General features: G+C 69.0%; 21 protein-coding genes and 1 pseudogene. 15 read left to right on the forward strand and 7 right to left on the reverse strand.

Features of this window, described 5'->3' with window-relative positions:
- Positions 1-76 precede the first annotated feature (76 nt).
- From cmtR to ACT3UF_RS09580, 15 genes are all read left to right on the forward strand, one after another.
- On the forward strand, positions 77-487 hold the full coding sequence (cmtR, locus tag ACT3UF_RS09510) for a Cd(II)/Pb(II)-sensing metalloregulatory transcriptional regulator CmtR (RefSeq protein ID WP_442332362.1): 411 nt from the start codon (positions 77-79) through the stop codon (positions 485-487).
- Positions 484-2,472 (forward strand): heavy metal translocating P-type ATPase, encoded by a 1,989-nt coding sequence (locus ACT3UF_RS09515; RefSeq protein WP_442332363.1) that lies wholly within the window; start codon positions 484-486, stop codon positions 2,470-2,472. Before cmtR ends, ACT3UF_RS09515 begins: the two co-directional genes overlap by 4 nt.
- Positions 2,473-2,500: 28 nt before the next feature.
- Complete coding sequence (locus ACT3UF_RS09520) at positions 2,501-2,644, forward strand: NAD(P)-binding domain-containing protein (protein WP_441446139.1); 144 nt, start codon at positions 2,501-2,503, stop codon at positions 2,642-2,644.
- Between the two features lie 78 nt (positions 2,645-2,722).
- Positions 2,723-4,264 carry a sodium:solute symporter family protein gene (locus ACT3UF_RS09525; RefSeq protein ID WP_442332364.1) on the forward strand — a complete coding sequence of 514 codons (1,542 nt, stop codon included), beginning with the start codon at positions 2,723-2,725 and terminating at the stop codon, positions 4,262-4,264.
- Complete coding sequence (locus ACT3UF_RS09530) at positions 4,261-5,616, forward strand: AGE family epimerase/isomerase (RefSeq protein ID WP_442332365.1); 1,356 nt, start codon at positions 4,261-4,263, stop codon at positions 5,614-5,616. Before ACT3UF_RS09525 ends, ACT3UF_RS09530 begins: the two co-directional genes overlap by 4 nt.
- Entirely contained in the window at positions 5,613-6,359 is a 747-nt protein-coding gene (locus ACT3UF_RS09535) for a 6-phosphogluconolactonase (RefSeq protein ID WP_441446142.1), read from the forward strand. Before ACT3UF_RS09530 ends, ACT3UF_RS09535 begins: the two co-directional genes overlap by 4 nt.
- Positions 6,356-7,159, forward strand: a complete 804-nt coding sequence (locus ACT3UF_RS09540; protein ID WP_441446143.1) for a sugar isomerase domain-containing protein — start codon at positions 6,356-6,358, stop codon at positions 7,157-7,159. The genes ACT3UF_RS09535 and ACT3UF_RS09540 overlap by 4 nt, the downstream gene beginning before the upstream one ends.
- Positions 7,156-8,310: an N-acetylglucosamine-6-phosphate deacetylase gene (locus ACT3UF_RS09545; RefSeq protein ID WP_441446144.1), complete on the forward strand. Its 1,155-nt coding sequence runs from the start codon at positions 7,156-7,158 to the stop codon at positions 8,308-8,310. The genes ACT3UF_RS09540 and ACT3UF_RS09545 overlap by 4 nt, the downstream gene beginning before the upstream one ends.
- A complete protein-coding gene (locus ACT3UF_RS09550; protein ID WP_442332368.1) occupies positions 8,307-9,662 on the forward strand; it encodes a hypothetical protein in 1,356 nt (451 codons plus the stop codon). Before ACT3UF_RS09545 ends, ACT3UF_RS09550 begins: the two co-directional genes overlap by 4 nt.
- Before the next feature lie 72 nt (positions 9,663-9,734).
- The gene (locus tag ACT3UF_RS09555) at positions 9,735-10,052 is read left to right on the forward strand and encodes a hypothetical protein (protein ID WP_441446146.1); all 318 of its coding nucleotides are present in this window, start codon (positions 9,735-9,737) and stop codon (positions 10,050-10,052) included.
- 66 nt (positions 10,053-10,118) lie between these two features.
- Complete coding sequence (locus ACT3UF_RS09560) at positions 10,119-11,198, forward strand: YeeE/YedE family protein (protein ID WP_441446147.1); 1,080 nt, start codon at positions 10,119-10,121, stop codon at positions 11,196-11,198.
- A gap of 42 nt (positions 11,199-11,240) precedes the next feature.
- Positions 11,241-11,471 carry a sulfurtransferase TusA family protein gene (locus ACT3UF_RS09565; protein WP_345083094.1) on the forward strand — a complete coding sequence of 77 codons (231 nt, stop codon included), beginning with the start codon at positions 11,241-11,243 and terminating at the stop codon, positions 11,469-11,471.
- A gap of 58 nt (positions 11,472-11,529) precedes the next feature.
- On the forward strand, positions 11,530-12,831 hold the full coding sequence (locus ACT3UF_RS09570) for an alpha-L-fucosidase (RefSeq protein ID WP_441446148.1): 1,302 nt from the start codon (positions 11,530-11,532) through the stop codon (positions 12,829-12,831).
- 63 nt (positions 12,832-12,894) lie between these two features.
- Positions 12,895-13,869 (forward strand): ADP-ribosylglycohydrolase family protein, encoded by a 975-nt coding sequence (locus tag ACT3UF_RS09575; RefSeq protein ID WP_444608283.1) that lies wholly within the window; start codon positions 12,895-12,897, stop codon positions 13,867-13,869.
- 72 nt (positions 13,870-13,941) lie between these two features.
- Positions 13,942-15,228, forward strand: coding sequence for an ISL3 family transposase (locus ACT3UF_RS09580; protein WP_444608284.1), 1,287 nt, complete (start codon positions 13,942-13,944; stop codon positions 15,226-15,228).
- Between the two features lie 112 nt (positions 15,229-15,340).
- Here ACT3UF_RS09580 and ACT3UF_RS09585 read toward each other — a convergent pair whose 3' ends face one another.
- From ACT3UF_RS09585 to ACT3UF_RS09615, 7 genes and pseudogenes are all read right to left on the reverse strand, one after another.
- Complete coding sequence (locus ACT3UF_RS09585) at positions 15,341-15,547, reverse strand: hypothetical protein (protein ID WP_444502648.1); 207 nt, start codon at positions 15,545-15,547, stop codon at positions 15,341-15,343.
- Complete coding sequence (locus tag ACT3UF_RS09590) at positions 15,469-15,696, reverse strand: twin-arginine translocation signal domain-containing protein (RefSeq protein ID WP_444502641.1); 228 nt, start codon at positions 15,694-15,696, stop codon at positions 15,469-15,471. The genes ACT3UF_RS09585 and ACT3UF_RS09590 overlap by 79 nt, the downstream gene beginning before the upstream one ends.
- 423 nt (positions 15,697-16,119) lie before the next feature.
- On the reverse strand, positions 16,120-18,501 hold the full coding sequence (locus ACT3UF_RS09595) for an FAD-dependent oxidoreductase (RefSeq protein ID WP_444601599.1): 2,382 nt from the start codon (positions 18,499-18,501) through the stop codon (positions 16,120-16,122).
- 15 nt (positions 18,502-18,516) lie between these two features.
- Positions 18,517-19,419: a carbohydrate ABC transporter permease gene (locus tag ACT3UF_RS09600; protein ID WP_444502639.1), complete on the reverse strand. Its 903-nt coding sequence runs from the start codon at positions 19,417-19,419 to the stop codon at positions 18,517-18,519.
- Positions 19,416-19,811, reverse strand: a pseudogene (locus ACT3UF_RS09605) (carbohydrate ABC transporter permease); the annotation flags it as partial. The gene ACT3UF_RS09600 and the pseudogene ACT3UF_RS09605, both read right to left, overlap by 4 nt.
- Before the next feature lie 61 nt (positions 19,812-19,872).
- Positions 19,873-21,135 carry an IS256 family transposase gene (locus ACT3UF_RS09610; protein WP_193119625.1) on the reverse strand — a complete coding sequence of 421 codons (1,263 nt, stop codon included), beginning with the start codon at positions 21,133-21,135 and terminating at the stop codon, positions 19,873-19,875.
- Between the two features lie 59 nt (positions 21,136-21,194).
- Complete coding sequence (locus tag ACT3UF_RS09615) at positions 21,195-21,755, reverse strand: carbohydrate ABC transporter permease (RefSeq protein WP_444608285.1); 561 nt, start codon at positions 21,753-21,755, stop codon at positions 21,195-21,197.
- Positions 21,756-21,782 lie beyond the last annotated feature (27 nt).

The raw sequence follows: 21,782 nt of genomic DNA on the forward strand, positions 1-21,782 counted from the left end.
AGCGGTGCGGTATCGGTGGGTGCGGTGTGCTGAGCGTGCGTGCCGATATGGTCAGTCCTCGCTGTATAGTCAGCACATGCTGACCAGAGCTTCCCGTCTTGACGTGATGAACCGGCTGGGCCGCGCGATGGCCGACCCCACCCGCTCCCGCATCCTGCTGTCCCTGCTCGAGGAGCCGGGCTATCCGGCCGCCCTCGCCGCGGAGCTGGACCTGACCCGCACGAATGTCTCCAACCACCTGGCCTGCCTGCGCGATTGCGGAATCGTCGTCGCCGCCCCGGAAGGCCGACGCACCCGTTACGAGATCGCCGACGCCCACCTCACCGCGACGTTGGGGGCCTTGGTCGAGACCGTGCTCGCGGTGGACGATGGAGCGCCCTGCGTCGATGAGCACTGCACGGTTCCGCTGTGCTGCGAGGCGACTGCTGTGATCGCTGGGGCGTCCGAGCCTCGCAAGACTGCCGAGGTCGGCGTGGTCTCCCGATGAGCGACGACTGCTGCGGCCCGGTCGTGACGGAGGCGCCGCCCGCGCCGGTCGTCGAGGACGCCTGCTGCGGGACCGTGGCCCCGGCCGTCCCCTCTGCCGTGCTCGAGGTCGAGCAGCCCACCCCCTGGTGGCAGGACCGCTCCTTGGCCCTCCCGCTTACCGCCGGGGTGCTGTGGGTCGCCGGCCTGCTGCTGGGCTGGGCAGGAACGGACCTCCCCGCGCTGATCGCGCACGTCCTGGCGCTCGTCGCCGGCGCCTGGACCTTCGTGCCCGGCACCCTGCGCCGACTGGTCCAGGGCCGCGGCCGCAGCCGACTCGGCGTCGGCCTGCTGATGACGATCGCGGCCCTTGGCGCGGTCCTGCTGGGTCATATCTGGGAAGCCGCCGCGCTCGCCTTCCTGTTCTCCCTGGCTGAAGCTCTCGAGGACCGCTCGATGGACCGTGCGAAGCAGGGCCTGCGCTCCCTGCTCGCCCTCATCCCCGAGACCGCTCGCGTGTCCCGACCCGCCGGTCCCGAGCTCATCCCGGCCGCTGACCTGCGCGCTGGCGACGTGCTCCTGCTCGGCGCCGGCGACCGGGTCGCGACCGACGGCGTGATCGTCGAGGGCCGCTCCTGGCTCGACACCTCCGCGATCACCGGCGAGTCGATCCCGGTCGAAGCGGGCCCCGGGGACGAGGTGCACGCCGGCTCCCTGAACGGCTCCGGCACCCTGTCTCTGCGCGCCACCTCCGACGGACGGGACAACTCGCTGACCCAGATCGTGCGCCTGGTCGATCAGGCCCACGCCGCCAAGGGAGAGCGAGCGCGCCTGGCCGACCGGATCGCTCGTCCGCTGGTGCCCGTCGTGCTCGTGGTCTCCGCACTGGTCGCCCTCGTAGGCGTCGTCGCCGGCGACCCCGCCACCTGGATCGAGCGGGCACTGGTGGTGCTGGTCGCCGCCTCGCCCTGCGCCATGGCGATCGCCGTGCCGGTCACCGTGATCTCCTCCATCGGCGCGGCCAGCAAGCTGGGCGTGGTGATCAAGTCCGGAGCCGCCGCCGAACAGCTCGGCACGATCCGCACCGTCGCGCTCGACAAGACCGGAACCCTCACCCGCAACGAACCGCAGGTGGTCGAGGTCGTTACCGCCGACGGCCGCCGCCGCGAGGAGATCCTCGCGCTCGCCGCCGCCCTGGAAGCCACCAGCTCCCACCCGCTGGCCGCCGCCGTGCTCGCCGCGGCCGAGGCCGCAGAAGGGGCCACCGCGGAGGCCACGGAGGTGCAGGAAGCTCCAGGTCACGGCCTCACCGGCCAGGTCGCCGGGCGCACGATCCGAGTGGGCAGCCCCCGCTGGATCGCCCCCGGCGACCTCGCCGCGGGCACGGAGGGGATGGCCGCGCGAGGGATGAGCCTCATCGTGGTCGAGGAGGACGGCCTGGCGATCGGGGCGCTCGGAGTGCGTGACGAGCTGCGGCCCGAGGCCGCCGAAGCAGTCGCCGCCCTGCATGCCCAGGGGATCCGCACCGTGATGCTCACCGGCGACAACCCCCTCACCGCCCGCGCGATCGCTCAGGAGGCGGGGATCGACGAAGTCCACGCCGAGCAGCTCCCCGCCGACAAGGCCGCCCACATCCGTCGGCTGTCGAAGGAGGCGCCGACGGCGATGGTGGGCGATGGCATCAACGATGCCCCCGCCCTCGCCTCTGCGACCGTGGGGATCGCGATCGGCGTGACCGGCACGGCCGCCGCCGTGGAATCGGCGGACGTCGCCTTCACCGGCACGGATCTGCGCCAGCTCCCCGCCGCGCTCGCGCACTCCCGCCGCACCCGCCGCCTGATGACCGGCAACATCGCCCTCGCCCTCGCGATCATCGTCGTGCTCTTCCCGCTCGCCCTGTTCGGGGCGCTGGGCCTGGCTGCCGTGGTGCTGATCCACGAGGTGGCCGAGGTCGTCGTCATCGCCAACGGCATGCGCGCCGCGCGCACGCGGGGCGTGACCGCATGACCATCATCGGCATCATCGGCGCAGGGAAGTGGGCGGCCAGCTGGTCCGCGCAGTGATCGCGCAGGGCCACCAGGTCGTCATCGCCGACTCCCGCGGGCCCGAGATCCTCACCGCCCTGATCGACGCTCTCGGCCCTGCTGCGCTGAGCTCAACCTCGATCACGTTTCGGTAACGACGCCGGGATCTCTCGACTTGCAATCGGTTGCATGTCAGCCTGTGCATGATCGATCTCGAGAGATGAGGAAGAACAATGGCTGTTCTGGACTGGGTGGTCATCGCCGGCTACTTCGTGGTGATGGTGGTGATCGGGCTCTATGCGAAATCGAAGATCTCCGACGCGTCGGACTTCTACGTCGCCGGGGGCAAGCTGCCCGCCTGGCTGGTCGGGATCTCCCACCACATGTCCGGCTACTCCGCTGCAGTGTTCGTCGGCTACGCCGCGCTCGCCTACACCACCGGCTTCGCCGTCTACGTCTGGTGGGCGCTGAGCATCACCGTGGCCTGCAGCATCGGTGCCTGGCTGTTCGCGCCGCGCTGGCCGCGCCTGCGCCAGCGTCTGGGCATCATCTCCCCGCTGGAGTACCTGGCCAAGCGCTTCAATGTGGCCACCGAGCAGCTGCTCGCCTGGTCCGGCGCAGCGCTGAAGGTGTTCGACGTGGCCGCCAAGTGGGTCGCGAGCGCGATCCTGCTGCAGGTCTTCGCGGGCCTGCCGATCGTGTGGGGCATCCTCGTGGTCGGCGGGGTCACCATGATCTACTCCACCATCGGTGGGATCTGGGCGGACGTCCTGACCGACCTCGGCCAGTTCATCATCCAGTTCGTCGCGGCGATCGCGATGCTCGGCATCGTGGTGGTCCAGCTCGGCGGGATCTCCTCGCTGTGGACCATGTGGGAGCGGCTGCCCGAGGGACACTCCTCGCCGTTCAACAACGACCTCACGCTCTGGTTCTTCCTCGCCTACATCATCATCTCCACCCTGTCCTACAACGGCGGCACCTGGAACCTCGCGATGCGCATGATCTCCACCGCCGACGGCGCCGCGGCTCGCCGCTCGATGATCCTCTCCGGCGTGCTCTACCTCCTCTGGCCGCTGGTGCTTTTCATCCCGATGTGGGCCGCGCCGATCTTCCTGCCGGGCTTGGCGAACCCCGAGGAGTCCTACGCCCTGATGGCGCAGCAGTTCCTGCCCGCCGGTCTGGTGGGCCTGGTGCTCGCGGGAATGTTCGCGCACACCATGGCGATGACCGCCTCGGATGCGAACGCGATCTCCTCGGTGGTGGTGCGCGACATCATCCCGGCGCTGCGCCGGGACCGCAGCTTCCTGCCCGCCAAGCGGGAGCTGTTCATGGCCCGCCTCACCACTTTTCTGTTCATCGTCCTGTCGATGGGCATAGCGCTTACGGCAGACAGCTTCGGGGGAGTGCTCGGCCTGCTCATCGCCTGGTTCGGTGCACTCGTCGGCCCCATCGCGGTGCCGATGCTGCTGGGCCTGCTGCCCGCCTTCAAACGCTCCGGCTCTGCTGCTGCGATCACCTCCTGGGCGGTGGGCCTGGTCGTCTTCGCGACCAACAAGTACCTGCTCGCCGGCCCGATCGAGTCGTTGGGCACCGCGAGCGCACAGACCATCACGGTGGCCACTCCTGTGCTCTGCTCGATCGTGGTGTTCATCGGCTACGGGCTGATCCGCCCCGCTCATAGCGCGGAGGTCGATGCGCTGGTCGACTCCTTGGGCTATGACGGACCGCTCGTGGAGAAGACCGCCGCGGCCGACGGGCAGGAGGCGGTGCGATGAACTCGCCGCGGCAACACTTCGAGCTACGCACCCACCTCGAACGCGATGTGCTCGGCTGGTGGGATCGGGAGGGGGCCGACGACCGCCTCGGCGGTGTCCGCACCTGCTTCACCAACCGCGGAGAGCCCGTCAGCCGCGAGAAGTACACCTGGTCGCAGGGCCGCTGGGCCTGGACGTGTGCGCTGGTGGCCGAGGAGATCGAAGCCGGCCGGCTGAGCGGCGACAGCGCTCTCTGGCGCCGACGCTCCCTCCAGACTGCCGACTTCCTCGTCGACCATGCCTTCCTCCCGGACGGCCGCACCAGCTTCCGACTCAGCGAACACGGCGAGCAGCTCGCGGACGAGGACGGAGAACTCGCGACCAGCGTCTTCGCCGACCTCTTCGCGGTGCTCGGTCTCGCCGGCGCTGCACGCACGGCGCCTGGGTCGGAAGCGGGCCTGACGTCGAGACCGGGGGCAGACTCAGGCACTACGGAGTCAGGCACTGCAGGGCAGGGCCGTGAGCGCTGGCTCGCACAGGCTCGCCGCACTCTGCTCGGCGCCGAGACCTCGATCCGCGCCCGGACCGCGAAGAGTGCGCCCTATCCGGTCCCCGCCGGGTTCACGGACCTCGCGGGGCCGATGACCCTCGTCCACGTCGCCGGTGAGCTGCACCGGGCGGCGCCGAGCGACGAGGTGCTCGCAGTCAGCACGGGTGCCCGGAACACCCTTCTCGGCGACGAGGGAGCGACCTCAGGCGACGAGAACCCCTTCCTCGGCACCGAGACCTGGTGGGAGTTCCGCCCTGACCATGCGCGGGACCATAACACCCTGCTGGCCCGTCACGTCACTCCCGGTCACCTGCTCGAGCTGCTGTGGATGCTGGTGCACGTCGGCGACCAGCACCCGCAGCTCGCAGTCCCAGATGCCACGCTCACCTCGCTTGCGCTGCGGGCGCTCGAGACGGGCTGGGACGCCGCCGAGGGCGGCCTGCTGCGTTACGTGGATCGGGAGGCCGGCGGCGCGCCCGTCGGCCGCCTGCTCGAAACCCCCTACGAAGCGCTCGTGCAGCGCACCTGGGACACCAAGCTCTGGTGGGTCCACGCCGAAGCGATGTACGCGACCGCCCTGCTCGCCCGCCGCACCGGCTCCCCGGAGCTCGCCCGTTGGGCGCAGCGGGTGCGTGAGTACACGCTGGGCACCTTCCCGGACCCGGCAGGCCAGGAGTGGCTCCAGAACCGCCGCCGTGACGGCAGCCCGCTGGACGAGGTGGTCGCCCTGCCCGTCAAGGACCCCATGCACATCGCCCGTTCGCTCCTGCTGCTGAACGCCCTGGAGCACGACCCCGCACCGACTGAGGAGAAGACACCGTGAGCATTGCTGAGACCGCGCTGGAGATCCACACCTACCCCACCCGCCAGGAGATGGGCGCCGCCGCCGCTGCGGCCGCCGCCCCGATCCTGCGCGAGGCGATCGCCGAACGAGGCAGCGCCCGCCTGATGCTCGCCGCCGCCCCGAGCCAGTCCGCCACCCTGCAGGCGCTCGCCGCCACGGACGATCTCGACTTCACGAAGATCGACTGCTTCCACATGGACGACTACATCGGCCTGAGGCCGGATGCCCCGCAGGGATTCGGCAACTGGCTCGCGAACGAGCTGTTCACCCTGGTCACCCCGCGCGCTTTCCATCGCATCGACGTCACCGCCGCACCGGAGGACGCCGCCGCCGCCTACCGCGAGGCGATGGGGGAGGAGCCCTTCGACGTCACGCTGTGCGGGCTCGGCGTGAACGGCCACCTCGCCTTCAACGACCCGCCCGCGGACTTCACGGACCCGCTGAGCGCGCGGGTGGTCGAGCTCGATCAGGTCTCCCGCCAGCAGCAGGTCGACGAGGGGCACTTCCCGGACCTGGACGCGGTGCCGGTCCACGCCATCACCGTCACCATTCCGCGGCTGCTGAACGCGCGCCGTATCGTCGTCTCCGTCCCCACGGCGGTCAAGCGCCAGGCCGTCCACGACACCGTGAACCAGCCGATCTCCGGTGCGCACCCCGGCACCGCGCTGCGCACCCATCCCGATGTGCACCTGTTCGTCGACGCGGAGGCCGATCCCCGATGACCCAGGAACCCACCAGTCCCGCCGGCCCCGCTGGCCCCGCCGATCCTGCCGCGCTCGCCGCGGAGTACTTCGAGACGATCACCGCGCTCATGGGCCGCATCCGCGCCGAGGAGCAGGCCGCGGTCACCGAGGCCGCCGGGCTGCTCGCGGAGCAGATCGCCGGGGACCGCCTGGTGCACGTCTACGGTCCGGGCGGGCACTCGAACCTCGCCTCGCAGGAGGTGTTCTTCCGCGCCGGCGGCCTCATGCACGTCTCCGCGATCCTCGACGAGGGCACCCTGCTCTCCAGCGGAGCGCTGCGGTCCATGGCGATCGAGCGCACCCCCGGCTACGGCCGGATCGTCATCGACGACCACCAGCTGGGCGAAGGCGACCTGCTGATCCTGGTCAACGCCTACGGGATCAACGCCGCCCTGATCGACGCCGCGCTCACCGCGAAGGAGCGCGGCTGCACCCTCATCGGCGTCTCCAGCCGGGAGCACGCCGACTCCACCGCCCCGGAGCATCCCGCCCGCCACCCTTCCAGGCAGGACCTCCACGACGTGGTGGATCTGCACATCGACACCAAGGTCCCCGTCGGGGACGCGGTGATCGAGATCGACGGCGTCGCCGAGCGCACCGGCGCCGTCTCCACCTTCGCGAGCGCCTTCGCCATGAACTGGCTGATGATGAGCACCGTCGCCGCGCTCGCCGAGCGCGGCATCGACCCGCCGATCTGGCGTTCAGGCAATGCTCCCGGCGGCGATGAGGCGAACGGCCAGTTCATCGCCCAGTTCAAGGGAAGGGTGACGTCGCTGTGAGCACCCTCGTGCGCGGACTCGACCCGGCCACCGGTCAGCTGCTCGAGGTCACGATGGACACCGTGATCACCCGCATCGACCGTCGGCCCGCGCAGCCCGGGCAGGTGCTTCCCTATCTCGCCCCGGGGTTCATCGACCTGCAGGTCAACGGCTTCGCCGGGATCGATGTGAACGGGCCGGAGGTCACCGCCGAGCGGATCGTGGAGATCACCGGGGCGCTCGCTCGGCGCGGGGTCACCACGTGGGTGCCCACCGTCATCACCGGCTCGGAGGAGGCGATCTGCCGCTCCCTGCGCGCTGTCGCCGAGGCCCGCGCCACCTCGCCCCAGCTCGCCCACGCGATCCCCTTCGCGCACGTCGAAGGCCCGTTCCTCTCGGCGCAGGACGGCCCGCGCGGGGTCCACGACGCCGCCCAGATCCGCCCGATCGACGCCGAGGAAGTCGCGCGCTGGCAGCAGGCCGGGCCTGTCGGCATCGTGACCCTCTCCCCGCACACGGACGATGCCCCCGCACAGATCACCCGGATCGCCGCGCTCGGGATCCAGGTCGCCCTCGGCCACACCCACGCCAGCGGCCCCCAGCTCATCGCCGCGGTCGACGCCGGCGCGACCCTGTCCACGCACCTGGGAAACGGGATCTTCCCGCAGCTGGCCCGCCACCCGAACCCGCTGTGGACCCAGCTCGCCGAGGACCGTCTCACCTGCGGGCTGATCGCCGATGGGCACCACCTCCCCGCGGAGACGCTCGAGGTCATGCTCCGCGCCAAGGGCATCGGCCGGGCCTTCCTGGTCTCCGACGCGACCGAGCTCGCCGGCAGACTGCCCGGCCGGTACGAGACCGCCGTGGGCGGCACGGTCGAGCTGAGCGACGACGGTCGCCTGTCCTATGTGGGCACAGAGCTGCTGGCCGGGGCAGCGTCCGACGTCGCCGCGGGCCTGCGCTTCGTGCTGCGCGCGACCAGCCTGTCCCTGCGAGAGGCGCTCGTGCTGGTCACCCGCACCCCGGGCGCGGTCCTCGGCCGTGAGACCACGCTGCGCGTGGGCGCCCCCGCGGATCTGGTGACGCTCGAGGCCGACGGGGCCATCCAGGGCATCTGGCAGCACGGCACGGAGCTCACGCCCGCACGATCGGGAGCAGGAACGAGCGCATGATCCAGCGCATGATCCAGGTGGGAGCATCTGTCCAGGCGCTGGGGGTCACCTCCCCGGTGCCGATGTCGGGTTTCGCCGCCCGCACCGCGCCGAGCACCGGCGAGCATGACGAGCTCGGCGCCCGCGCGCTCGCCCTGGACGAGCTGGTGCTGATCACGGTGGACGTATGCGCGCTCGAGGAGAGCACCTGCCAGCGGATCGCTGCCGGAGTGCACCCCGAGGCACCGGCGCAGGTGATCGTCACCGCGACCCACACCCACGCCGGCCCCTGCTCCACCCCGACCCGGCTCGCCCGCTGCACGCCGGAGATCGAGCAGCAGATCATCTCTGCGGCGATCATCGCCGGCCAGACGGCGCGCTCAGCCCGGCACCCCTGCCGAGTGGAGCACCGCTGCGCGCGGGGCGTGGGCGTCGCCTCGAACCGTCGGCACGCGGGCCAGGCCATGGATCCGCCGGTGCAGATGCTGCAGTTCCTCGCCTCGCAGGCGGAGGGGGTGACCGGTGACGCGGCCGACGGAGGGGCCCGGGAGCACAGCCATGTCGTGGCCAGCCTGCTCACTTATCCCTGCCATCCGGTGGTGCTTGATGGCACCAACCGCCTGCTGTCCGGTGACTACATCCATCCGCTGCGCGAGCGGATCGAGGCTGAGCACGCGGGATCGCTGGCCGTGTTCACGACCGGCTGCGCAGGAGACCTCAACACCGGACACCGCGCGGAGGCGTCCTACTCCCTGACCGGTTCCTCCACGCGGACCTTCGCCGAGGCCGAACGGGTCGGCACCCGGATCGCGGACTCGGTGCTGGCAGCGGCACCAGAGCCCATCGACGCAGGCGAGGTGCGCTTCGCCTCGGTGCCGGTGACCCTCCAGCTCGACCGGCCCACTGACGCACAGCTCACCGCAGATCGCGCCGCCTGGACACAGGAGCTGACCGAGGCGGAACCGGGCCGAGCCGCCCTGCTGAAACTCTGGCTGGACTGGGCCGCCGCCGTTCCGGAGGACACGGAATGGTCCGGCCGGGTCAGCGCATTCAGGCTCGGCGAGGTCACCGTGGTGACGCTGCCCGGGGAGCCGTTCCTCGAGGTCGCCGAGCAGATCACGGCGAGAGTCGCTGCCTGCGGTGCGGAGTTCGCGGGGCCCTGCCTGGTGCTGGGATACGCCGACGGCTGCCCCGGCTACTTCCCGAGCGCGGGGGAGTACCCGTTCGGCGGCTACGAGGTGGAGGACGCCCACCGCTACTACGGCATGCCGGGGCCGTTCGCCCAGGGGTCGGCGGAGCTGCTCGTCGAGGCGGCGGTGCAAGCGGTGGAAGCATCGGTGGCAGGAGAGGGCTTCCCGGTACTGTGCGGGTGAGCCGGTCGCAGCAGCCCGGCACCCGCACGCCCGTGGATCCGGCGAGCGGGTCTTCGATCTGAGGGGACCCCCATGGAAAAGATCACCGTCGCCGGCCACCCCGAGCCCATTCCCGCCTCCGCTGTCGCGGAGCGACTCCTGAGGCAACGTCTCGAGACCGTCCGCGAGAAGCGCGGCGATGAGGCTGCCGACGCCCTGGAGGTCCTGGTCGGCGAGCGCATCGGCACCCTCCTCGAAGGCGGGATGCCCAGCATCGACGTTGCGACCATGCGCTCGATCGTCGACTTCGTGGAGACCCCCGCCGAGGACGAGAGCACCTCGGGCCTGGGCCGCGTGGTGCAGGGTCTCAAGGACAAGGCCGCCCAGCGCGGGAAGCGGACCATGAGCTGAGTGCGTCGCGCATTCTGCGTTCATCAGGGGTTCTACTTATGGGGTCCATAAGTTAGCGTGGCCGGCATGATCCTCACCGGACTGTTCCTCGGCGCCGTGCTCGGTTACGTCCTGCAGCGTTCGCGGTTCTGCGTCACCGGCGCGTTCCGCGACCTCTACCTGACGCGCTCCGCGCGCTACTTCACCCCCTTCCTCCTCGCCATCGCGATCCAGGCCGTCGGCGTCGCCGCGCTCACCGGCGCCGGCGTGATCGCCCCCGAACCCGCATCCTTCGCCCCGCTCGCGGTGATCGGCGGTGGCCTGCTGTTCGGCGTCGGCATCATCATGGCCGGCGGCTGCGCGACCGGCACCTACTACCGCGCCGGCGAGGGCCTCATCGGATCCTGGGTGGCGCTGATCTTCTACATGCTGTTCGCGGCGGTGATGAAGTTCGGCCCGCTCGGCGGTTTCACCGAGGCCGCCCGCGCTCGCACCATGGGTGACGCGACCATCCAGGAGACCCTCGGGGTCAGCGTCTGGGTGCCCACCATCGCGTTCTCCGCCCTGGTCGCCGTGCTCGTGGTGCGCCAGGTGCGCAGGAGTGCCGCTCGCAGTGCAGGCAAGCAGAGCGTGCGCCTGCCCGCCCGTCGCAGCGGTCTCGGCCACTACCTCGCCGATATCCCCTGGAACCCGTGGGTGGGCGGTGTGCTGCTGGGCCTCATCGCGATCGCGGCCTGGGTGCTCTCCACCGCCGCCGGCCGCAACGGCGGCCTCGGCATCACGACCCCGTCGGCCAAGATCATCACCTTCCTCACCACCGGGGACGTCACCCTCGTGGACTGGTCCGTGATGCTCGTGCTCGGAATCCTCGTCGGCTCCTTCATCGCCGCGAAGCTCGCCAGCGAGTTCCGCTGGCGGGTGCCGGATGCACGAACCATCCTCAATAGCGCCGGCGGCGGTGTCGCGATGGGTGTGGGCGCCGCGCTCGCCGGCGGCTGCACCATCGGCAACTCGCTCGTGGAGACCAGCCTGTTCAGCTACCAGGGCTGGGTCTCCTTCGCCGCGATCATGCTCGGCACCTGGGCTGCCGCCTGGTTCTTCCTGGTGCGCCCGCAGAAGGCCGCCGCGAAGAACCGCCCCGCACCCGTGCTCAGCCCCGCCGCCTGACCTCACCCCGCTAGAACCTCACCCCGACAGAGAGGACCTCTCATGCCTGCCTACACCCTCCAGACCAACGGCGCCGTCTGCCCCTTCCCGCTGATCGACGCCAAGAATGCGATGGAGCAGCTGACCACGGGCGATGACCTGATCATCGGCTTCGACTGCACCCAGGCCACCGACTCCCTGCCCCAGTGGGCCGCGGACGACGGCCACGAGGTGGTCGCCTTCGATCGCGTGGGCGAGGCGGGATGGACGATCACGGTGCGCAAGGGCGCCTGAGCCCGTAGCGTGGTGCGGGCCCCTCGAGGGAACGATTCAGAGAGCGAAGAGCCCCGCCATGGACGACCCCGCACGCTGGGACGCACTCCCACAGCGCTTGCCCGACTGGTTCCGCGATGCCCCGCTGGGGATCTTCCTCCACTGGGGCGCGTACTCCGTGCCCGCCTGGGCGGAGCCCACCGCTGAGCTCGGTGCGGCCGACGACGCTGCCGACCGGCTCACGCACAACCCCTACGCCGAGTGGTATTTCAACACCATGCGCCTCGAGGGCTCCCCGGCTGCCGAGCATCATCGGCGCGTCCACGGCGGAGCGCCCTACGACGATTTCCTCGACCAGTGGCAGGTCGGCGCCTTCGACCCGTCCGCCTGGAGCGACCTCTTCGCTCGTGCTGGCGCGGACTACGTCGTGCTGACCACCAAGCATCATGACGGGATCACCCTGTGGGCCGCCCCCGGCACCGGCGAACGCAACACCGTGCAGCGCGGGCCCCGCCGAGACTTCGTCGGCGAGATCGCCGAGGCCACCACCGCGGCCGGGATGCACTTCGGGGTCTACTACTCCGGCGGACTGGACTGGCACGAGCGGCCGACGCCACCCCTGGTCGAGCTCCACGAGGTGGAGGGCTCGAAACGGCCGCGCGATGACGACTACGGGAAGTACTGCAGCGCCCAGGTGCGCGACCTCATCGACCGCTACGGCCCGGACGTGTTCTGGAACGACATCGGCTGGCCGGACCAGAACCTGCACTTCGGCCCGGGCGGCCTCGGCGAGCTGCTCGAGCACTTCTACCGCGAACGCCCCGAAGGGCTGATCAACGACCGCTTCTCCGGTGCGCACCACGACTTCATGACCACCGAATACCAGTCGGGGGAGATCCCGGAGGGCCAGGCTTGGGAGAACTGCCGCGGCATCGGACTGAGCTTCGGCTACAACCAGGTCGAGGACGCCGCCCAGTACATCAGCGGCGCGCAGGCGGTACGGCATGTGGTCGACGCCGTCTCCCGCGGTGGCCGGGTGCTGCTGAACCTCGGGCCCCGGGCCGACGGGTCACTGCCTGAGCTGCAGGTCCAGGTGCTCGAGACACTCGGAGAGTTCATGGCCGAGCACAAGGCGGTGCTGTCCGGTGCGCGCGGGCTCGGCGAGCTGGAGATCCCCGGAGCCCAGTGGGCGCGTGCAGTGGAGCAGGACGGGCAGTGTCATGTGTTCGTGTCGGGGGAGGCGGGGACGCTGCAAGTTGCTGCGGCGGATCTGCCCGTCGGCTTCGACTGGCCGGAGGATGGCGTCGAGATCGTGCTGGGTGGCCGGGACGCGGCGCCGATCGCCGTCTCCGCGCAGGCCACCGGCAGCTCCGGTCGCTGAGCCTGGGCGCCGACCGGCGTGAAGGACGGTCGGATCGTCGCACCCCCGCGCTACCGTTCCCTCATGACGACCACCACCACCGCTGCTGACCGCGCCGCCGGAGCCCTGCTGGGCCTTGCCTGCGGGGACGCCGCCGGCGTCCCCTACGAGTTCGCCTCGGCCCCCTACGACCCGTGCAAGGGTCCGCAGATGATCGGCGGCGGGCTCGGCCCGTACACGCCGGGGGAGTGGTCCGACGACACCCAGATGGCGCTGTGCATCGCCCACGTCGCCGCGTCCGAGGTCCCGATCGACTCTCCCGAGGGGCTCGACGCGATCGCCCAGGGCTTCCTGGACTGGCTGCAGGGCGGTGCGAGCGACGTGGGAACCCAGACTCGCCAGGTGCTCAGCGCAATGCTCAGAGACGGCGGCGGCCCGGGCCTCGCTCAGCGGATGACCTCCGTCGCCGCGGAGCTGCACGCCCGCTCCGGCCGGACCGCCGGCAACGGCGCACTGATGCGCACCGCCCCCGTGGCTCTCGCCTTCCCGGACGATCCCGAGCGCACCGCCCGCGCCGCACGAGCCATCGCCGAGCTCACCCACGCGGACCCGCTGGCCGGAGACTCCTGCGTGCTGTGGTGCGAAGCGATCCGGCGCTCCGTCGTGGACGCCGTGCATGGCCGGCCGGAGGACGGCATCGAACTGCTCCCGGCAGAGCACCGCGAGACGTGGGTGGCGCTCGCCGACGGGACCTGGCGCTCGGGCGCTCCAGCGTCCCTGTCTCCCAACGGGTTCACCGTCACCGCGCTCTACGCCGCCCTGCACGCGGTGGAGCAGGCGGCCACGGCCGACGGGCCGACGGAGACCTTCCGTGCGGGCATCGCCGCAGCCGTCGCGCTCGGCGACGACACCGACACCATCGCCGCGATCGCCGGCTCGCTGCTGGGGACCTGGACCGGCGCCGAGGAGATACCGCAGGAGTGGACCGACGTGGTGCACGGCTGGCCGGGGTATGACGGCTCTTCCCGGTTCGTGGTGATGGGGAGCGTCGCGTCGTAGGCGCAGAACGGCTCGTGGCCCTGCTGTGATGGGTGTTGTCAAGACATCCACATTCCAGAGGACCACGAGCCTGTGCACGAGAATACTGGTTCGCAGCGGGATGCTGCGAGCACGATCTTCAACCTGCCCAACTACCGCGTCATCGACGCCATCGACCTGCCCGACGGAGGTCGTCGAGTGGTGATCGCCTCGACCGTCCCACCCGGCTGTCCGTCCTGCGGGGTGCTCGCGACGAAGGTCCACTCCCGCCGGTCACAGCAGGTCCGGGACGTTCCCGTCGCTGGCGCGGCGGTGGTGGTGTGGGCCAAGCGGCGCTGGTTCTGCCTGGAGCCGGCTTGTGCCCGGGGCACGTTCGCCGAGGCCACCGAGCAGATCCCTCGTTACGCACGCTCGACGACCCGACTGCGGGAAGAGGTCGTCTCGGCCGTGATCACCTCGGGCCGAGCAGCCTCCGAGGTGGCCCGGGCCCACGGCGTCTCGTGGTGGCTGGTCCAGTCCGCCCTCAGCGCCGCCGCTGTGGTCCTGCCTGACGTCGACGACGTGCGGGTAAGGCGTCTGGGGGTCGATGAGCACCGCTACCGGTCAGTGCGCTGGTTCCGCACCGACGAGGGCGCTTGGAGACGGTTCGAGCCGTGGATGACGACACTGGTCGACCTGGCCACCGGGCAGGTCCTCGGCATCGTCGACGGCAGGGACTCCAGGGCCGTCGGGGACTGGCTGGCCCAGCGTTCCGAGCTGTGGCGGGAGCGGATCGAGATCGTCGCGATCGATCCCTCGGCCGCGTTCCGCAAGGCGCTGCGGACCTGGCTGCCTCGCGCCGCGGTCTCGGTCGACAAGTTCCACCTGGTCAAGCTCGGAAACGACATGGTCACCACCGTCCGGCAGCGCCTGGCCCGCACCCATCGCGGGCGGCGGGGTCGCAAGGACGACCCGGCCTGGGCCCACCGGATGCTGCTGCTGCGCGGCGGCGACACCCTGACCCCGAGGGCGTGGGAGCGGTTGGAGACGGTGTTCCGCACCGATGACCCCACTGACGAGCTCTCGGCCTCCTGGGGCATCAAGGAGCAGCTCCGCCGCCTGCTGGCCACCGACACTCTCGCCCAGGCCTGGGACGAACGGATGCGGATGGGCTACTTCGCCCAGATCGCGAACATGCCCGAGACGACGAAGCTCTACGACACCGTCGTGGCCTGGTGGGACGCGATCGAGGTCCTCATCGTCACCGGCGCAACCACCGCGAAGGTCGAAGCGGGCAACACCGGCATCAAGAACATCAAACGCACCGGCCGCGGATTCCGCAACCCGGAGAACTACCGGACCCGTATCCTGCTGACCAGCGCCGCGAGAACCGTAGCGTGAATACCCGCCACAGCAGGGTCATTCACCACGAACCGCGAAGAGCCGGTATGACGGGCCGGGCCTCGTGACGCTGACGCGGAAGATCACCGGCTGAGAGGCTGAGCCGCGGTCGTCAGCGTCCAGAGCGTCGCACCGCGACAAGCACGGAGAGTTCGGGCTCGTGGCCCACCACGACCACGAAGGTCACTGCGCCCTGGGTGCCGTATGCGAGGCGGTCTCTCTGCTTCTGCACGCCCTCGCCTAGATGCTCGACTGCGACCTGGGTCTCGACCTCCGGGCTCTCGAAGCCGGCCTCGGCGAAAATCTGGCCACCGTCCATCGGGGGTCTTCCGTGTTCTGGGGGCTGCAGGCAGTGGTGAGGAGGCCGGCGGCGGTGATGACGGCAGTGAGGCGCAGGAATCGTCGGCGGCTTACGGGGACTGTGTCTCCTGTTTGCTGCGAGGAGGAGGCAGGCTTGATGGTCCTCACCTCATGGAGCGGCCCAAGTGTTCAGTCAGTGCGACACGATGAGTCAGTACGATAGGACGGCGATGCCGGGCGGCGCGATGACTATCGCACGGACGCGACGCACAAGGCGTTCACGACCAGGGTCCCTCGGACCTCGGGCTCCGCAGCCCACTGACGGTCCCGGCGCCGCTGCGCGACGAGGATCTTCCTCCCCACCGGCGGCGGCGCTTTCTGCACGGAGGGCTGTGCGATCACGCCGCTCGGCCTGGGGATACCGAATGTTGCGCCGGCGGGAGCGCTCCGCCTCGCCGACTCCGCGCGGAAGTTCTTCGGCACCGTGGACGGCGCGGATCGGTGACATCCGGTTGCGTCAGCCGGGATCCGACCGCGTTCAGTGTCAGCCAGGAATGCTTGGTCTAGCGGCCGACCCTGAGCAGGGGAACGTCACTGGTCCGGTCCGTAGCAACGGACCTCGTAGACGGCAGCCGAGGGGTCCCCGTTGGTGGCCTGGACGACCAGACGCAGCGCGGTCGTCGTGACTGCGTGGGGGAGTTCATGGACTCTCCGCGGAAGCCCGTTTCCCGTCTGAGCGACGACCTCGTGCCACCCGGTCTCGGTCTTCGCGAGGATGCAGTAGTCCCGCACGGTCTGGGGGTCTGACCACATCTCCGGGGTCTGGTCGTACTCGCGAAGCAGGTTCCCCGCAAAACTCAGGTGGATCGACCCGATCTCCTGGGGCTCGTGCCAGTCGAGCTGGAGCCACTGCTCCAGGGGATGGCCGGGATCCGAGCGCCATGCATTGGGAGCATTGTGGGGACGCGCCGTGCCCGAGATGACGCTCATCGCGGGATAGGCATGCTGAGCAGGCTCTATACGGTGGCTCAGTGTCACTCCGGCACCGAAGCGACGCATGCGTCCGGGGGTCATCTCGAAGGCGGAGACCGCGCCAGGGAGAATCCGTCCGGCGGGGATCCATTCGACGTCAGGAGAAGCGCTGAGGTCGAGGCGGAGGTACTGCCCGCCGGGCTCACCGTGCCGCAGACGTGCGGGATCGATGGCGACATCCCACGTGACCCAGTGCTCTCCGGGCTCGACCTCGAGTACCGTCTTCTCGAGGGCCATGTCGGTGTCGACGCGGTAATCCCAGATGTGCTCGACCTGGGAGAGGACTGCCGGGATGCTGACGGGCGACGAACCGTGGTTCCGGAGCCTCACGCGCACTGAGCTCAGTCCGGGCGCGTCGGCTCCGGTCTCGACCGGGAACCACTGGCCGCGCAGGGATGTGAGGTGATCCTCCCGCTGCCGACCTCCTTCGCGAAGTCCGCCGGCGACCCAGGTGTCGCCGGGCGATGCCCCCAGGTAGGGCGCATCCGAGGAAGCGGACACCTCCGCATGACGCGCGAGGTCCTCGGGATCCTTATTTATCACGTGGGGCAGGAAGCAGCCGTCCTTGAGCAGCTGCTGCTGGACATCGCTCGCGTGGGAGAAGGGAAGATCGTGCAGAGCGACGTCGCGGGACAGGGCTAATGCAGCGGCCGTTCCCACGGCCTGTCCCATGGTGGCGGTGGTCGCCTGTACGCGGACCGAGCCGAGCGCCACGTGGGTGGCGGAGATGTTGCGTCCTGCCATCATCAGGTTGGTGACGTCTTTGGCGATGAGGGATCGCAAGGGGATGCCGAACGGGCCGACGTAGGCCCGCACTGATTCTTCGGAGCGCAGGTTATACCCCGCGGCGGCCGTCGGCTCGCTGGTCGGTGCGAGCAGCCCGCCGGGCGTGTGCAGATCGATGTTCCATCCGCCATAGGCGACCTCATCCTCGAACGGCTCCTCCCGGAAGAGGTCGTGCTCGGTCATCAGGTGAAGGCCCATGATGCGTCGGCTCTCGCGGGTGCCGGGCACCTGGCCGAGCCAATCCAGCGCGAGATTCTTCGTCTTCTCCCGAGTACGCGGATCCTTGTTCTTGATCCAGTCCCAGACCCCTAGCGTGTGGCGGGTGAGTTCATGGCGGATCTTCTCGGAGTCGGTGATCGTGTCCCACGGCTTCCCGAGCTCTATCCACCAGTACCCGCCGCGCACATCGTTCGGCACCCGGCCCTGCTTGTAGAAGAACTCGGGGTCGTCGTACTCCACTGCCCAGTCGGGAAGCTCGAAGCTCACCGGCCTGCCGACATCCTTCGTCTTGAAGTGCAGGGAGTTGCCCATGGTGTCGGGGGATGAGGTGAGCGGTGCATGCGGTTCGTCGAACTCCGACCGAGCCTCCTCGCCGTTCCGGAACTCGCATCCCGCGAGGACCGCGATGACCCCGTCTCCCGTGGAGTCCACGAAGATCTCTCCGTGGACCTCGGTCTCGGTCTCGGCCGCAGCGGTCCAGCACGTCGCCGATACGATCCGACCGTCCTGCACCGTCACGGAGCGCACGGACGTGTTCAGCATGAGAGTCAGGTTCTTCGTGCGCACCGCCATGTCGTACAGCGCGAGGTCCCAGACGCTGTTCGTCCAGCCGTTCTCGAAGATCGGCTCATGGTTTCTCATCCTCTCGGACGCCATGAGCTCGGCCAGCACTCCGCCTTCCCGTGCGTAGGCGTGATAGGTGCTGGCGCCGCGGGGGGATACACGGATCTCTGAGGAGCTGTTGCCTCCGAGGACCGGGCGATCCTGGACCAGGCACACATCGATGCCGGCGCGCGCAGCAGAGACGGCGGCGGCGAACCCTGCCAAGCCTGCTCCGCACACGACGAGCTCAAAGTGGTTGTTTTCGGGTTCCACGACTGCCTCTTTCTGAAGTCCTGTGGTCGATCCTTGGCGCAGAATTCTCGAGAGCAACACTCCGGTCGGATGGCATCAGCCCTTCAGGCCTGTGGTCGCGATGCCTTCGATCAGGCGTCGCTGGAAGATCATGAAGATGATGAAAACGGGCACGAGGGATAGCGTCGTCATCGCGAACAGCTGACCGTACGAGGATTCGCCCATGCTGTTCATGAACATGCGCAGGCCGAGCGGGACCGTGTAGCGGTTGATATCGGCCAGATAGATGAGCGGGCCCATGAAGTCTTCGTAGGTCCAGATGAACGTGAAGACTGCCGTGGTCGCCAGGGCGGGAGTCATCACCGGCAGCAGCACGCGATAGAACCTCTGGAAGTGATTGCACCCATCGATTTCCGCAGCTTCGTCCAGCTCCCGCGGGATGCTCCGCATGAACTGCACGAGGAGGAAGATGAAGAACGCGTCGGTGGCGAGGAACTTCGGAACTATCAGCGGCAGGTAAGTGTCCACCCATCCCACTGCGGTGAAGATCGTGTACTGGGGGATGAGGGTGGCGTGGCCCGGGAGCATCACCGTCGCCAGCATGAGCGCGAACCAGAATCGCTTCAGGGGGAAGTCGACGCGAGCGAACGCGTAGGCCGCCAGGGTGCAGGCGACGAGGTTCCCGACCACTGCGGCCCCGGCGACGACTGCTGAGTTGAGGAGGAAGCGGCCGAACCCCGGCGGGTTGGCGACCCATCCCTCCCCGTAGTTGTTGAGCACTATCTCGCTGGGGATCATCGAGCTGCTCGAGAAGATCTGATTCTCTGGGAGGACCGAGCTGCGCATCATCCACAGCAGCGGGTACAGCATCCCGATGCAGATCATGATGAGGAAGGCATGCAGAGCGATGCGCTTCAGCCGCAGCGCATCCTTCCGGCGCAGCCGGGGGGCCGGTGTGCTCTTGGTGGGTCGTTCATCGAGCGTGACCAAGGTTCTCACCGCCCTTCATCCGAGTAGAAGACCCAGCGCCGTGAGCTCAGGAACGCCACCGCGGTGAACGCGGCGATGATCGCGACGAGGATCCATGCCAGTGCGGATGCGTATCCCATCTCGAACTGGGTGAACGCCTTCTGGTAGAGGTACAGCGTGTAGAAGAGGGTCGATCCCACTGGGCCGCCTGACCCGTTGCTTATGATGAAAGACGGCGTGAAAGCCTGGAATGCCACGATCGTCTGCATCACGACGTTGAAAAAGATGATGGGCGTGAGCAGGGGGATTGTGATCGAGAGGAATCTCCGGATAGTGCCGGCGCCGTCGACCACTGCGGCTTCGACGAGCTCCGCCGGGATATTCCTGAGGCCAGCCAGGAAGATGATCATGGGAGAGCCGAACTGCCGGAGGTGTCAAGTTTTCTGTGTAAGGGGCCGGTCGAACAGCCTCTCTGCCGGGTGGTCAGAGCGGAAGTCGGTTGGGGAACTGAACGGCGAAAGCATTGAGGGCTTGATGCCATCCCTGAGTGCCGGTTCCGAGCTGGCCACCGCGGCGGGTCTCGATGTTCCGGATCCCCAGATAGACCAGCTTCATCGCCGCCTCGTCCGACGGGAATGAGCCCCTCGTCTTGGTGATCTTCCGGAGCTGGTAGTTGATCGACTCGATCTGGTTGGTCGTGTAGATGACCTTCCGAATCTCGGGGGTGAACGCCAGGAACGGGATGAAGTCCTCCCACGCGTTCCGCCACGCCAGCACCGCCCCCGGCGCCTTGCTGCCCCAGGCCTCGGCAAAGGCCTCCAGGGCCAGCTCAGCGGCCGCCACGGTGGCCGCGGTGTAGATCGGGCGCATGTCCTTGGCCATGGTCTTGCGGTCCGTGTAGGAGGCGTACTTCATCGCCGAGCGCAGCAGGTGGACCACGCAGGTCTGGACCACGGTCTCGGGGTAGATGCTGTTAACCGCGGCCGGCAGCCCGGTCAGCCCATCGCAGCACAGGATCAGGATGTCCTTGGTGCCACGGTTGCGAATCTCGGTGAGGACGTTGGCCCAGAACTTCGCGCCCTCGGTGGCCCCCAGCCATAGGCCCAGGACCTGCTTGCGGCCCTCCATATCGACGCCTACGGCGACGTGGCAGGCCTTGTTGGTCACGACTCCGCCGTCGCGGATCTTGAGCCAGATCGCATCGATGTAGACGATCGGGTAGACCGACTCCAGGGGCCGGGACTGCCACTGGGCGACCTCGTCGGTGACGACGTCCGTGACCCTGGAGATCGTCGCGGCGGAGACCTTCGAGCCGTAGATCTCCTCGAGATGGGAGCCAATGTCGCGGGTGGTCATCCCGCGGGCATACAGCGACAGGACCATGTCCTCGACCCTGCCCAGTCGGCGGGTCCGCTTGGGCACGATCACGGGCTCGAACGAGCCGTTGCGGTCCCTGGGGACGGTGAGCTGCACTGGGCCCTGGAGGGTATGGATGGACTTGGTGGTCTTGCCGTTACGGGAGTTGCCCGTTCCGGCGCCGGCAGGGTCGCCGGACTCGTAGCCGAGGTGGTCGCTCATCTCGGTCTCCAGGGCCCGCTCCAGCACGGCCTGGGTCATCCGGGACAGCAGCTCCTCGACCCCGTGGCGGCCCTCTCCGAGGTCTTCGGCGGCGTTGACGAGGGCGTCGACCTGGTCGGCGCTCAGCACGCCCGCAAGAGGGTTCTGGGCATCAGCAATCTCGGTCATGTCATCGGTCCTTTTCAGAGGCGAGCCCGCAGGTCACACCTCGGTTAGAGACCGGACCCTTACACAGCTAATGAAACACCCTCGAACTGCCACACCGCCAGGACGATGATCGTCATGAGCGAGTAATCCGGGTCTGCGATCCAGTTCGGTCCGTCGATGCCGAAGATCGCCAGGAAGCTGTTCACTGCTCCATCCCGACCGAACAGCTGGCGCCAGAGGATAGCGACGCCCACGCTCCCGCCAAGCAAGGAGGGCAGGTATAAGACTGATCGATAGAAGCTCATCCCCCGCAGTGCGCGATTAAGGACGATGGCCAGGCCCAGCGCGAATGCGAGCCTCAGCGGCACCGAGACGAGCACGTAAGTCATCGTGACACCGACCGACTGCTGGAACTTCGTGTCCGATCCAAGGATGGTCACGTAGTTGTCCAGGCCCACCCAGCGCGCTGTGGTGAACAGGTCGTACTCGGTGAAGGAGAGGTAGGCCGAGGCCACCATGGGTCCGAGGACCAGGCCGAACAGGCCGATGAACCAGGGGGCCAGGAAGAGGTACCCCGCGACCGTCGCCGAGCGCCGTCGCTTGGTGCCTCGACGCTGCCCCTGCCTGACAGGTGGGCTCACCAGAGGCTCCTGCTCTGCAGGAGGGCC

The organism is Brachybacterium sp. AOP24-D1-21, from assembly GCF_052378665.1.
GTDB lineage: Bacteria > Actinomycetota > Actinomycetes > Actinomycetales > Dermabacteraceae > Brachybacterium.